At 73.7% G+C, this 11,496-nt stretch carries 12 protein-coding genes and 1 pseudogene; 10 read left to right on the forward strand and 3 right to left on the reverse strand.

Features of this window, described 5'->3' with window-relative positions; genetic code table 11:
• Positions 1 to 179: 179 nt before the first annotated feature.
• Together ACH4UM_RS35830 and ACH4UM_RS35835 are read left to right on the forward strand one after the other, a co-directional pair.
• A complete protein-coding gene (locus ACH4UM_RS35830; RefSeq protein WP_398188896.1) occupies positions 180 to 386 on the forward strand; it encodes a hypothetical protein in 207 nt (68 codons plus the stop codon).
• A gap of 70 nt (positions 387 to 456) precedes the next feature.
• On the forward strand, positions 457 to 606 hold the full coding sequence (locus ACH4UM_RS35835; RefSeq protein WP_398188899.1) for a hypothetical protein: 150 nt from the start codon (positions 457 to 459) through the stop codon (positions 604 to 606).
• Here ACH4UM_RS35835 and ACH4UM_RS35840 read toward each other — a convergent pair.
• A pseudogene (locus tag ACH4UM_RS35840) lies at positions 596 to 934 on the reverse strand (alpha/beta fold hydrolase); the annotation flags it as partial. The gene ACH4UM_RS35835 and the pseudogene ACH4UM_RS35840 sit on opposite strands and share 11 nt — an antisense overlap.
• Before the next feature lie 952 nt (positions 935 to 1,886).
• On the opposite strand from ACH4UM_RS35840, the gene ACH4UM_RS35845 reads away from it, so the two are divergent.
• From ACH4UM_RS35845 to ACH4UM_RS35865, 5 genes are read left to right on the forward strand one after another with little or no spacing between them, the layout of a single operon-like run.
• Entirely contained in the window at positions 1,887 to 3,209 is a 1,323-nt protein-coding gene (locus tag ACH4UM_RS35845; protein ID WP_398188901.1) for an NAD(P)/FAD-dependent oxidoreductase, read from the forward strand.
• Positions 3,206 to 3,976 carry a DUF1365 domain-containing protein gene (locus ACH4UM_RS35850; protein WP_398188904.1) on the forward strand — a complete coding sequence of 257 codons (771 nt, stop codon included), beginning with the start codon at positions 3,206 to 3,208 and terminating at the stop codon, positions 3,974 to 3,976. Before ACH4UM_RS35845 ends, ACH4UM_RS35850 begins: the two co-directional genes overlap by 4 nt.
• Positions 3,963 to 5,249 carry a class I SAM-dependent methyltransferase gene (locus ACH4UM_RS35855; protein ID WP_398188907.1) on the forward strand — a complete coding sequence of 429 codons (1,287 nt, stop codon included), beginning with the start codon at positions 3,963 to 3,965 and terminating at the stop codon, positions 5,247 to 5,249. Before ACH4UM_RS35850 ends, ACH4UM_RS35855 begins: the two co-directional genes overlap by 14 nt.
• Positions 5,246 to 6,562 (forward strand): class I SAM-dependent methyltransferase, encoded by a 1,317-nt coding sequence (locus ACH4UM_RS35860; RefSeq protein WP_398188910.1) that lies wholly within the window; start codon positions 5,246 to 5,248, stop codon positions 6,560 to 6,562. The genes ACH4UM_RS35855 and ACH4UM_RS35860 overlap by 4 nt, the downstream gene beginning before the upstream one ends.
• Entirely contained in the window at positions 6,559 to 7,368 is an 810-nt protein-coding gene (locus ACH4UM_RS35865) for a DUF1295 domain-containing protein (RefSeq protein WP_398188913.1), read from the forward strand. The genes ACH4UM_RS35860 and ACH4UM_RS35865 overlap by 4 nt, the downstream gene beginning before the upstream one ends.
• 51 nt (positions 7,369 to 7,419) lie before the next feature.
• Here the strand turns inward: ACH4UM_RS35865 and ACH4UM_RS35870 are convergent, their stop codons facing one another.
• Together ACH4UM_RS35870 and ACH4UM_RS35875 are read right to left on the reverse strand one after the other, a co-directional pair.
• On the reverse strand, positions 7,420 to 8,169 hold the full coding sequence (locus tag ACH4UM_RS35870) for an anti-sigma factor domain-containing protein (protein ID WP_398188916.1): 750 nt from the start codon (positions 8,167 to 8,169) through the stop codon (positions 7,420 to 7,422).
• Positions 8,166 to 8,750, reverse strand: coding sequence for a sigma-70 family RNA polymerase sigma factor (locus tag ACH4UM_RS35875; protein WP_398188919.1), 585 nt, complete (start codon positions 8,748 to 8,750; stop codon positions 8,166 to 8,168). Before ACH4UM_RS35875 ends, ACH4UM_RS35870 begins: the two co-directional genes overlap by 4 nt.
• A 469-nt stretch (positions 8,751 to 9,219) precedes the next feature.
• Between ACH4UM_RS35875 and ACH4UM_RS35880 the strand changes: the two genes are divergently transcribed.
• The 3 genes from ACH4UM_RS35880 to ACH4UM_RS35890 are packed head-to-tail and all read left to right on the forward strand — an operon-like array spanning position 9,220 to position 11,470.
• A complete protein-coding gene (locus ACH4UM_RS35880; protein ID WP_398188922.1) occupies positions 9,220 to 9,660 on the forward strand; it encodes a hypothetical protein in 441 nt (146 codons plus the stop codon).
• Positions 9,650 to 10,561 (forward strand): YihY/virulence factor BrkB family protein, encoded by a 912-nt coding sequence (locus tag ACH4UM_RS35885; RefSeq protein WP_398188925.1) that lies wholly within the window; start codon positions 9,650 to 9,652, stop codon positions 10,559 to 10,561. Before ACH4UM_RS35880 ends, ACH4UM_RS35885 begins: the two co-directional genes overlap by 11 nt.
• 60 nt (positions 10,562 to 10,621) lie before the next feature.
• A complete protein-coding gene (locus ACH4UM_RS35890) occupies positions 10,622 to 11,470 on the forward strand; it encodes an RNA polymerase sigma factor SigF (protein WP_398188928.1) in 849 nt (282 codons plus the stop codon).
• Positions 11,471 to 11,496 lie beyond the last annotated feature (26 nt).

The following is an 11,496-nucleotide window of genomic DNA, read 5'->3' on the forward strand; positions in this document are numbered from 1 at the left end:
AGCTTCGACCCCTGCCTCCCCTGCGGCGTCCACATGTACATCGGCAACGGCAAAACCCTCACCACCCACCACACCCCCACCTACGGAGCCAACCACGGCTGAGCAGGGCGCCGGGGCGGACGGCGGACGGCTGGAGAACCTCTTCGCGCAGCTCACCGAACGACAGTGAGGAGCAGACCATGGGCAGCATCCGAGTCGGCAGGCCCGACGTGCGGCCGGACACCACAGGACACGTTCCCGGACTCCACGAGGGCAACGCCGGCCCCTACCGGCGGCAGCCGGGGCACCACAAGGACGGCACCGCCGACGCGCGCCGCTCCACGGGCATCCACTGGAAGAAGCACAACGCGATCATGAAGATCATGCCGAACATCTCGCCCGGATGACGGCAACGGCACGGCGAGGGCAGGGCGACGACAAGTACGAGTACAGGGCAAGTACAGGGAAGGAACGGGGATGACAGCCAAACAGGTGCTGACGGCGGAGGCCGTCGTGGTCGGCGGGCTGGCGCTGGCACTGCTGGTCAAGGAGATGCCCGGGATCGTGCGCGAGATCAGGATCTGGCGGATGGTCGGTGTCCGCAACGGCTCCCGCCACTCGCGCTGACGCTCGAGCGGGGCCGGTGCTTGATCAGGACAGGGCCCAGCCGGTCGGCGTGCCCTTCGCCGACCACCGCGGCACGGTCCTCGACCAGGTCGAGCCTCCGGTACGCGGCCACGTCGCCGGGCCTGGAGGAACGGGCCGTAGCCGCGTACGTCGACGGAGACCGCTCGGTATCCCGCGGCCGCCGACGCGGCCATGAATACCAGGACTCCGGGAAGCCGTGCACGAGCAGGACCAGCGGCCCGGCGCCCTGCTCCACCAGGTGGATCCGGCCGGCGGGTGCGGGGACCAGACGGTGTACGGCCTTGGTGTCCCGGGCGGGCTGCGGCATGAATCCTCCGTGGTGGCAGGGGTGTTGGGCGGGACGTGGTGTACCGATCCTGCGTCCCGGTGAGGGAGGACCGCGCATCGTGTTGCCGATCCGGGAAAACCGGTGCCCCCACCCGGATTGCGGCGGCCGGAGGAAGGCCGGGGCCGAACCTGTAATCCGTCGCGGACTGCGCGGCGGATTGGTACGGGATATTTCCTCACCTGATCGGGGGAGTCACCAATCCGCCCCGGCCGCAGAACCGGATTCCCTGTGTGAGGGACGAAGAGAGGGACCAGCGAGAACCGCGCAGCCTGCCGCGTCTGCCGCGGTCCGCGCTCGGTGCGCTGAGCGGGGTTCTGGCCGGGTTCGCCGCGCCGGCGGTGGCCGAACCGGTGGCGGCGGGAGTCCGTCCGCAGTCCGGTCCGGTCGTCGCGGTGGGAGGTGCGGCCATCGACCGAACACCGGCCCCGGTGAAGGACTGGGCGATCCGTCATTTCGGCACGGACGACAAGCTCGCGCTGCAGCCCGGCATTCTCGCCGTGCTGACCGTGCCGGCGCTGGTGCTGGGCATGGTGGGCCCTGCGATACAGGCGGACCGGAGCCGCCGGGGTACTTCTCTTCGGAGCCGTCGGGGCGGTGGCCGCCACCGGCAGACCCGACTCGAGCGGTCCCGCCGACGCGCTGCCCTCTCTCGTGGGCGCCGTCGTGGGCGCCCTCCTGCTGTACGTCCTCGTCGGGCGCCTGCGGGCATCAAGCCGCCCGGAGGAGTCCGCGACAAACCGGTCCTCCACAGCCCGAACCCCGGCCCGGCACGCGGAAGTTGCCGGCCGAGCCCGACGACTGGGACCGCAGGGGCTTCGTCCGCGCGGCCTCCGCCGTCGCGGGCGCCGTCGGACGGTCGCTGAACGGCGCCCGCGGCCAGGACGCGGCAGGCCCCGACCGCGTCGATCACCGCCTGGCGGGAAGGAATGCAATGCAACGACCGTCCGACAAGACGCGCACCGGGCGCGCACCGAAGCGGACACGCGGTCCGCGACCCGCACCCCGCACCGCCGTCGTGGGCAGCGGAGTCGCGGGACTGACCGCCGCGTACGTGCTGGGCCGCACCCACCACGTCACCCTGTACGAGGCCGACGGCCGGCTCGGCGGCCACGCCCACACGCACGACCTGACGGCGTACGACGGCAGTACCCACCGGGTCGACTCCGGCTTCATCGTGCACAACCGCCGCACCTACCCGAACCTGCTGCGGCTCTTCGGTGAACTCGGTGTCGCCACCCAGGAGTCGGAGATGAGCATGTCGGTGCGGTGCGAGGGCTGCGGCCTCGAGTACGCCGGCGCCCGCGGGCCCCGCGGACTGCTCGCCCAGCCGCGCAACGTCCTGCGCGGGGCGTATCTGCGGATGCTCGCGGAGGTGCCGCTCTTCCACCGGGCGGCCCGCCGCCTGCTCGACCGGGGCGCCGACGACACGCTGACCCTCGGCGGCTTCCTGCACCGCGCCGGCTTCTCGCCCTACTTCCGGGCCCACTTCATGACGCCGGTGGTGTCCGCCGTGTGGTCCTGCGACGCGGAGACGGCCCTGCGGTACCCGGCCGTCCATCTGTTCCGGTTCCTCGCCCACCACGGGATGCTCTCGGTGAGTGGCTCGCCGGTGTGGCGGACCGTCACCGGCGGCTCGCGCTCCTACGTCGACCGCATCGCGGCCGGCCTGCCCGAGGTGCGCACCGCCACGCCGGTCCGGTCCCTGCTGCGGCACACGGACGGCGTGGACGTCACCGCCCACGACGGGACAACCGCCTCCTACGACCACGTCGTCGTCGCCGTACACCCCGACCAGGCCCTCCGGCTGCTCGCGGACGCCACCCCGCCGGAGAAGGAGGTGCTCGGCGCGTTCCGCTACTCGCGCAACACCACCCTGCTGCACACCGACACCACCCTCCTCCCGCGCTCACCCGGCGCCCGCTCCTCCTGGAACTACCTGATGCCGTCCTGCCGGGCGGGCGCCGACCGGGTGCGGGTGAGCTACGACATGAACAGGCTGCAACGCCTGGACGCACCGGAGACGTTCGTCGTCACCCTCGGCGGCCAGGACCGCGTCGACCCCGGCCGGGTGCTGGCCCGCATGACCTACGAACACCCCTTGTTCACGCCCGAGTCGGTGGCCGCCCAGCACCGGCTGCCCGAACTGAACACGGCCGTGACCGCGTTCGCGGGCGCCTACCACGGCTGGGGGTTCCACGAGGACGGCTGCCGCAGCGGAGCCGGGGCCGCCGCCGCGCTGGGGGTGAGGTGGTGACCGGTCAGTCCACCTCGCGCGCCGCCCCGCCGGGGCCACCCGCCCTCTACCCGTGCACGGTCACCCATGTCCGCACTGCACCGCGGCGCTACGTCCTGCGCCACCGCACCTACCTTTGGCTGGTCGACCTCGACCAACTGCCCGGGCTGCCGCGCGCGCTGCGGCCGCTCGCCCGGTTCCGGGCCCGCGACCACTTCACGGGCCGGGCTCCCTCGCTACGGGCCGCCCTCGACGGCTTCCTCGGCGAACACGGCGTCGACCTGCAGGGCGGCACGGTCGTGATGCTCGCGCACGCCCGCGTCCTCGGCCATGTCTTCAACCCGCTGACCCTGTACTGGTGCCACGGACCCGACGGGCGGCTTCGCTGCGTGGTCGCCGAGGTTCACAACACCTACGGCGAACGCCACGCCTACCTGCTGGCGACCGGCAAGGCCGAAATCGCCCACGCCGAAAAGGAGTTCTACGTCTCGCCGTTCTTCCCCGTCGACGGCCGCTACCGGATGCGGCTCCCGCTGCCGGGGGAGCGGCTGGATCTGACGGTGCGTCTGGACCGGCCGGGCAGCAGGCCGTTCACGGCCACCGTCCGCGGCGTCCGGCGCGAGGCGACCACGCCCGCGCTGCTGCGCCTGGCCCTGCGCAACCCCTGGTCCACGCTGGCGGTGTCGGCCGCCATCCGCTTCCACGGCATCCGCCTGTACCTGCGGGGCCTTCCGGTGCAGCCGCGCCCGGACCGCCGCACCCGGAGAGAGTGTCATGACCACAGCTGAAACCCGCCCCGCCACCCACCGCCCGCGCGGCGGCCGCCGAGCAGCCCCGGCCGACCCCGCCCGCTGGCCCGACGTGGCCGCCGCGCCGAAGGCGTCGTGGCCGGTGCGGTCCGTCACCGCGTCCGTGGTCGGGCGCGCCCTGCGGCAACTGCCGCTGCGGGTGAGGTTCGCCGGTGGCGCCACCGTGGGACTGGGCGGCCCGCTGATGGAGGTGCACGATGCGGGGGCGTTCCATGCGCGCCTCGGCACCCGCGGACTCATCGGCTTCGGCGAGTCGTACATGGCGGGCGAGTGGGAGGCCCCGGACCTGGTCGGCGTCCTCACCGTGTTCGCGGCGCACGCGGCGGGCCTGATCCCGGCCCCACTGCAGCGGCTGCGTGGCCTGTGGGCCCAGCGGCAGCCGGACGCGCAGCGCAACACACCCGACGGGGCGCGCACCAACATCAGCCGCCACTACGACCTGTCCAACGGCCTCTTCGCCCTTTTCCTGGACGAGACCCTCACCTACTCGTCCGCCGTCTTCCGCGGCTTCCCCGCCGACTGGTCGCTGCTGGCCACCGCCCAGCAGCGCAAGATCGACCGTCTCCTCCACCTGGCCGGGGTACGCCGGGGCACCCGGCTGCTGGAGATCGGCACCGGCTGGGGCGAACTGGCCCTGCGGGCCGCCGCCCGCGGCGCGCACGTCACCTCGCTGACCCTCTCCGGCGAACAGCGCGAACTGGCCCTGCGGCGCGTGCGCGCGGCCGGACTCGCCGACCGCGTCCGCGTCGAGCTCCGCGACTACCGCGAGGCCCGGGGCACCTACGACGCGGTGGTGAGCGTGGAGATGATCGAGGCCGTCGGCGCGGAGTTCTGGCCCGTGTACTTCCGCACCCTGGACGAACGCCTGGCACCGGGCGGCCGAGTGGCCCTCCAGACCATCACCATGCCGCACGAGCGGATGCTGGCCGCCCGCGGCACCCACACCTGGATCCAGAAGTACGTCTTCCCCGGCGGTCTCATCCCCTCCGTGGAGGCCGTCGAGGCGACCGTCCGCGACCACACCGGCCTGAGCGTCGCCCGCCGCGACGGCTTCGGCGCGCACTACGCCGAGACCCTGCGCCTGTGGCGGGAGCGGTTCACCGAGCGCGCCGAGGCCGTCGCCGGGCTCGGCTTCGACGAGACCTTCCGCCGGCTGTGGGCCTTCTACCTGGCCTACTCCGAGGCCGGTTTCCGCTCCGGCTACCTCGACGTCCAGCAGTACCTGCTCACCAAGGAGAACCCCGCCCCATGACCACCGCCCGCACCTCCGCCCGGCCCGGTGCCGCACACCGGCTCGCCGCACTCGCCGAGGGCGCGCTCGGCGGCCCCCTGCCGGTGCGCCTGCGCACCTGGGACGGCAGCGAGACCGGGCCGCCCGACGCTCCCGCGCTCGTCGTACGCTCCCGGCGCGCGCTGCGCCGCCTGCTGTGGGAGCCGGGCGAACTGGGCCTGGCCCAGGCGTACGTCACAGGCGAACTCGAGGTGGAGGGCGACCTGGTGGCCGCCCTGCGCGCGATGTGGGCCGCCGCGCGCGAGCGGGGGCTGCACGCCCCGCGGCCCTCGCTCGCCGACCGGGCCCGCGCGGTCGGCCACGCCGTGCGGCTCGGCGCCCTCGGCCCGCGCCCGCCCGCGCCCGGCTCCCAGGCCAGGCTGCGCGGCGGCCTGCACAGCAAGGCCCGCGACCGTGCGGCGATCAGTCACCACTACGACCTGTCAGGCGACTTCTACCGGCTGCTCCTCGACGAAACGATGGCCTACTCCTGCGGCTACTGGCCGGGCGAGGACCCCGAGGCCGCCCCCGCCGTCGCCCAGCGCGCCAAACTGGAGCTGATCTGCCGCAAGCTCGGCCTTCTCCCGGGCGCCCGCCTGCTCGACATCGGCTGCGGCTGGGGCTCACTGACCCTGTACGCGGCGGAACAGCACAAGGCACAGGTCACCGCCGTCACCCTGGCCCGGGAACAGGCGGCGTGCGTACGGCGGCAGGTGCGCGAGCGGCAGCTGGAGCACCGCGTCGAGGTGGTCTGCCAGGACTACCGCGACATCGAGGGCGCGGGCCACGACGCCGTCGCCACCGTAGAGATGGGCGAACACGTGGGTGACGCCGAGTACCCGGCGTTCGCCGCCGCCCTGCACCGTCTGGTCCGCCCGAAGGGACGCGTGCTGGTCCAGCAGATGTCGCGCGGTACGCGTGCCCCGGGCGGCGGGGCGTTCATCGAGGCGTACATCGCCCCGGACATGCACATGCGCCCGATGGGGGAGACCGCAGGGCTGCTGGAGGCGGCCGGTCTGGAGGTCCGCTCGGTGGAGTCGATGCGCGAGCACTACGTCCGCACCATCGCCGCCTGGCACCGCACCCTGGAGGAGCGGTGGGAGGAGGTCGTGCGGACGGTCGGCGCCCAGAGGGCACGCGTGTGGCGGCTGTACCTGGCCGGTGGTGCCCTGGCCTTCGAAGAGCGCCGCATGGGCGTCGACCAGTTCCTGTGCGTGCGGCCCACCGCCGACGGTGTCAGCGGTCTGACGGGTTCGGAAGCCGCCGGCTGGTACCGGAACCTGGAGGGCCGGTGAACCCGTTCGCATGGCACGCCTTCGCCGTCGGCCTCGGATGGGCTGCGGCGGCCGCCCTGGCCGTCATGCTCGTCACCTTCGGCTTCGCCCTCCGCCTCGGCGTGCACCGCGTCGTCGACGTCGCCTGGGGGGCGGCCTTCGCCGCGGTCGCCGGGGTGACCCTCGCCGTCTCGGCCGGGCAGGGCGACACCGCCCGGCGCGTCCTGGTGACGGTCCTCACCGCCGTGTGGGGGCTGCGGCTCGCGGCGCACATCGCCCGGCGCGGCCGCGGCCACGGCGAGGACCCGCGCTACGAGGCCATGCTCGCCCGTGCGCGGGGCAACCGGAACCTGTACGCGCTGCGGATGATCTACCTGGTCCAGGGAGCCCTGGTCTGGCTGGTCTCCCTGCCCGTGCAGGCCGCCCAGTACGCTCCCCGGCCGCTGTCCGGCCTGGCCTGGACCGGGGCGCTGGTGTGGTCGGCCGGACTGTTCTTCGAGGCCGTCGGGGACGCCCAGCTGGCCCGCTTCAGGGCCGACCCCGCCAACCGCGGCCGGATCATGGACCGGGGCCTGTGGGCGCTCACCCGCCACCCCAACTACTTCGGCGACTTCTGCGTCTGGTGGGGACTGTTCCTCGTCGCCTGCGACGGCGGAGCCGTACCCGCCGCGGTGTCCGTGGTCTCCCCGCTGGTCATGAGCGCGCTGCTGATCAAGGGCAGCGGAAAGCGCCTGCTGGAGCGGCACATGGCCGGCCGCCCGGGCTGGGACGCGTATGCGGCACGCACCAGCGGGTTCTTCCCCCGCCCGCCCCGCAGGCGGGGATGAGCCGGTGGGGAGCCCGCCGGGCGACGGGCTTCGAAGGGCTCCCCACCGGACCTACGACGGCACGCTCAGCAGGGCGATCGCCGCGGTGGTCGGCTGCCGCGATCCGCCGGCCGGCTCCACGGTGATGCCGATGCCCGACGCGCCGTCGACGGCTCCCCGCATCAGCACCGCCTGGCTGGTGCGGCCGGGGTTCATCAGGCCGGCCGAGCGCATCCTGCCTGCGTCGTCGAACCACAGCTGGTACACCTTGCCCCGGGGCGGCTCGGGCATCCGGGAGGCCACGAACACGGCCCGGTCACGGACGGCGGAGACCACCAGGGTGCCCGCCCCGCCCGCCACCCGGGCCGAACGCGACTTGGCGTCGGGAGCCGCCAGCACCCCGGCCAGCTCCTCGACCTGCCGCTCCGCCCGCACGGCCCGGTCCTGCGCGTCCTGGGCCCGCTCGTGCTGCCAGATCGCCGTGCCGCCGAACGCCGCCGCGGCGGCCACACAGGCGGCCAGCGCCCACCGGGCCGGACCGCGCCCGCCCGGCACGCGGTGGCGGACCCGCTCCAGGTGCGCGGCACCCGGCGGCACCTGGCGCACAGTGGTGATGCGGTGCAGGACCTGCTCGCGCAGCGCTGGGCGGGCCGGCACGGACGAGGCCAGCGCCAGGCGGGCCGCCGTGGCCGCGAACTCCGCGGTCTCCCGCACGCACGAGTCGCAGTCCGCCAGGTGGCGTTCGAAGGCGGCACGCTCGTCCCCGGGCAGCGCGTGCAGGGCGTAGGCACCCGTCAGGCCGTGCGGATCCGTGGTGGTCATGCCGTCACCCCCAGGCAGTCGCGGAGGCGTATGAGGCCGTCGCGCAGCCGGGTCTTGACCGTGCCGAGCGGCAGCGCGAGCGCCTCGGCGACCTGCCGGTGGGTCAGTCCGCGGTAGTACGCCAGGGTGACCGACTGCCGCTGCAGCTCGGTCAGGGTGCGCAGACAGCGGCGTACCTGCTCCTGCTCCAGCCGTGTCTCGACCTGCTCGGTCACCTCGTCGTACTCCGGGGTGCGCTCCAGCAGCGCTGCCCTGTGGTCGCGCATCGCCGCCGCCTCCGCCGAGCGGACCCGGTCCACCGCCCGCCGGTGGGCCAGGGTGAGGATCCAGTTGACGGCGCTGCCGCGTTCGGGCCGGTAGCGCGGGGCGGAGCGCCACACCTCCACCAGCACGTCCTGCGCCACTTCCTCCGACTGGGCCTGGTCGCGCAGCACCGCGCGGACGACCCCGAGGACGGAGCCGGCCACCGCGTCGTAGACCGCGGCGAAAGCCTCCTGATCGCCCAGTGCCACCTCGTGCAGCAGCTTCTGCAGATCAGGTTCGGCTGAGGGGTTTCTGCCGATATGCACGGCTTCCTTCACAACGGTCCTCCCATGAGTGCGACAGGTGAGTGCGACAGGCCAGAAGATCCCCGCGTAATCCGGGGCCGCACGACCTGCGGATTGGTCGCGCGGGAAAGTGATTCAGGCGCGGGGCGCACGACGTCCGGCCGTCCGCGCTCCGGTGTGCCGGCACGGCACCCCCGTTCCTCGTCGCCCTCCGCCGCGCGGACGGCCGGCAGGGCGGTCCGCGCCGCCGTGCCGTCGTCCTCCCCGGACCGCCCGCACATGCGTGATCCGTCACGCGGCACACGCGGCACACAAGGCACACGCGGACACGCGGCAGACGCGGTACGAGCGGTACACGCGGTACTTCGGGCACGGGCACCGCCGCGGATGCGGGCCGGGGACACATCGGGGGAGAAAAACCGGGAATGCGTGTCACAGCCGCGGCCCGGCCGGGTCCACGGGTAAGACAGCAGTTCACCGGACCGCAGAGAGGACCTGGCTCATGACCCCGCAGACTTGGCCGGCCGCCGCCACCGCCTGCGGGGCGGCCTGCGGGATCCCGGGCGCGGACGACATGGGCGGCGGTCTGCCCCGCACGATCGGCGGCGTGGCCCCTGACACTGGGGAGAACGTCATCGCGGGGGCCGAGCGCCTCACCGGCCCGGCGATCGCCGAGGCCGACGTCATCGCCGCCCTGTCCCCGTCCCGCCCGGCGTCCCTGGCCGGGACGGTCCGGCAGCAGGTGTCCGTGCGCAGCGGACACCCTCAGGTGCGGCTCCAGCCGGACATCGCCCCGGCCGCCGTCCCGCCCCGGCCAAACGGGCTCGTCGCCCGGGCCGAGGCCGCGGCGGCGCCGTACCCCGTGCGCGCCCGCGTCCGCGCCGGCGGCCTCTCCCACCCGATGCCGCATGTCCGCTCCCACCCGATGCCGCATGTCCGCTGAACCAGAGGCCCCCGGCGCGGTCCGGCTGCCGCGGAGCCGGCCACACCTGTCCGCCGCCTGGTGGCCGGCGCTGCGCCGCACCCCGGTGGCCATGTGGCGCGACGACGTCTCCGACTACGCCGCTGCCCTGACCTACTACGCGATCCTCACCGTGCTGCCCGCCCTGCTGGTCACGGTCATCGCCTTCGCGCTGATCAGCCCGGGCACGGCGGAGCAGTTCATCACCCACGTCACCGCCTACGCCCCGGCCCAGTCCGGCGCCGAACTGCACGATGTGCTCGCCCGCATGCTGCGGGCCGACTCCACGACGTGGACCCTCCTCGTCACCGGCGCCGCCAGCGCCCTGTGGTCCGCCTCCAGCTACCTCGCCGTCTTCCGCCGCGCCCTGCACCGCATGCACCGCACGGAGGACCGGCGCTCGCCCTGGCGCAGGGCGCACCGCATCGTCCTGACCGCCCTGGCGCTGCTCGGCCTGCTCGTCGTCAGTGCCCTCGTCCTGCTGCTGACCGGCCCCGTCGCGGAAGCCGCGGGCCGGCTGCTCGGTCTGGACGCCACCGTCGCCTGGGCCTGGAGCCTGCTGCGCTGGCCGCTGCTGCTCGGTCTGGCGGCCGTGCTGGTCGTCGTCGTCTTCCACACCGGCCCCTTCCCGGCCCGCCGGCGCCGCCACAGCCTGCCCGGCGGCATCCTGGCCGCCGTCCTGTGGCTGACCGTCTCCGCGGGCTTCGCCCTGTACGCCTCCGCCCTCGGCGCCTACAGCAGGCTCTACGGCTCGCTGGCCGGCTCCGTGGTCTTCCTCGTCTGGCTGTGGCTGTCCAACCTCGCCCTGCTCACCGGCGCCCAGTTCACCGCGGAACTGAGCAGGACACCGCACGGGCGGTATGAGCGGTGCGATCGGGGGTAGGCGGTGGAGGCCGGCCCGTGGCGGGCAGGCACGGGGGCTGGTGAACCGGGAGGGAACACGATGGCGGCGACGACCACGGTGACGACGGACAGGGGCACGGCAGCGCGGCTGCCGGAGGTCGCAGACCCGTCACGGGTGGCCCCCAAGGACGCCCGCGCGCTGTCGAAGCTGTTCTTCGACCAGCTGGCGACGCTGGAGGAGGGCACCCCCGAGCACCAGTACGCGCGCAACACCCTGATCGAGATGAACATGTCCCTCGTCCGCTACGCGGCGGCCCGGTTCCGCAGCCGGGGCCCGGAGGAGATGGAGGACATCGTCCAGGTCGGGATGATCGGCCTGATCAAGGCGATCGACCGGTTCGAGCTGACCCGCGAGGTGGAGTTCACCTCCTTCGCCATCCCCTACATCGTGGGTGAGATCAAGCGGTTCTTCCGCGACACCTCCTGGGCCGTCCACGTGCCGCGCCGGCTGCAGGAGGCGCGGGTGGAGCTGGCCAAGGCGACGGAGGAACTGCGCAGCCGGCTGGGCCGCACCCCCACGGTCAGGGAACTGTCGGAACTGATGAGCCTGTCCGAGGACGAGGTCATCGAGGCCAGGCTGGCCGCCAACGGCTACAATTCCGCCTCCCTGGACGCGGCGCTCAACGCCGGCGACGAGGGCGAGACCGCCCTCGCCGACTTCATCGGCTCCGACGACGCGGCACTGGAACTGGTGGAGGACTTCCACGCGCTGGCCCCCATGATCGCCGAACTCGGCGAACGGGACCGGCAGATCATCCACATGCGGTTCGTGGAGGAGCTCACCCAGGCCCAGATCGGCGAACGCCTCGGCGTGTCGCAGATGCACGTCTCACGTCTGCTCTCACGCACCCTGGCCCGGCTGCGCGAGGGCATGCTCTCCGTGCGCTGACTCGGCAGACCCAACCGGACGAGGCT

It is taken from the genome of Streptomyces sp. NPDC020801 (assembly GCF_044334385.1).
Lineage (GTDB): Bacteria > Actinomycetota > Actinomycetes > Streptomycetales > Streptomycetaceae > Streptomyces.

What these genes read in the sequence shown, in the direction of transcription:
- ACH4UM_RS35830 (WP_398188896.1), top strand. Translation starts at nt 180, where the DNA reads ATGGGCAGCATCCGAGTCGGCAGGCCCGACGTGCGGCCGGACACCACA.
- ACH4UM_RS35835 (WP_398188899.1), top strand. Translation starts at nt 457, where the DNA reads ATGACAGCCAAACAGGTGCTGACGGCGGAGGCCGTCGTGGTCGGCGGG.
- ACH4UM_RS35845 (WP_398188901.1), top strand. Translation starts at nt 1,887, where the DNA reads ATGCAACGACCGTCCGACAAGACGCGCACCGGGCGCGCACCGAAGCGG.
- ACH4UM_RS35855 (WP_398188907.1), top strand. Translation starts at nt 3,963, where the DNA reads ATGACCACAGCTGAAACCCGCCCCGCCACCCACCGCCCGCGCGGCGGC.
- ACH4UM_RS35860 (WP_398188910.1), top strand. Translation starts at nt 5,246, where the DNA reads ATGACCACCGCCCGCACCTCCGCCCGGCCCGGTGCCGCACACCGGCTC.
- ACH4UM_RS35870 (WP_398188916.1), bottom strand. Translation starts at nt 8,169, where the DNA reads ATGACCACCACGGATCCGCACGGCCTGACGGGTGCCTACGCCCTGCAC.
- ACH4UM_RS35880 (WP_398188922.1), top strand. Translation starts at nt 9,220, where the DNA reads ATGACCCCGCAGACTTGGCCGGCCGCCGCCACCGCCTGCGGGGCGGCC.
- ACH4UM_RS35885 (WP_398188925.1), top strand. Translation starts at nt 9,650, where the DNA reads ATGTCCGCTGAACCAGAGGCCCCCGGCGCGGTCCGGCTGCCGCGGAGC.
- ACH4UM_RS35890 (WP_398188928.1), top strand. Translation starts at nt 10,622, where the DNA reads ATGGCGGCGACGACCACGGTGACGACGGACAGGGGCACGGCAGCGCGG.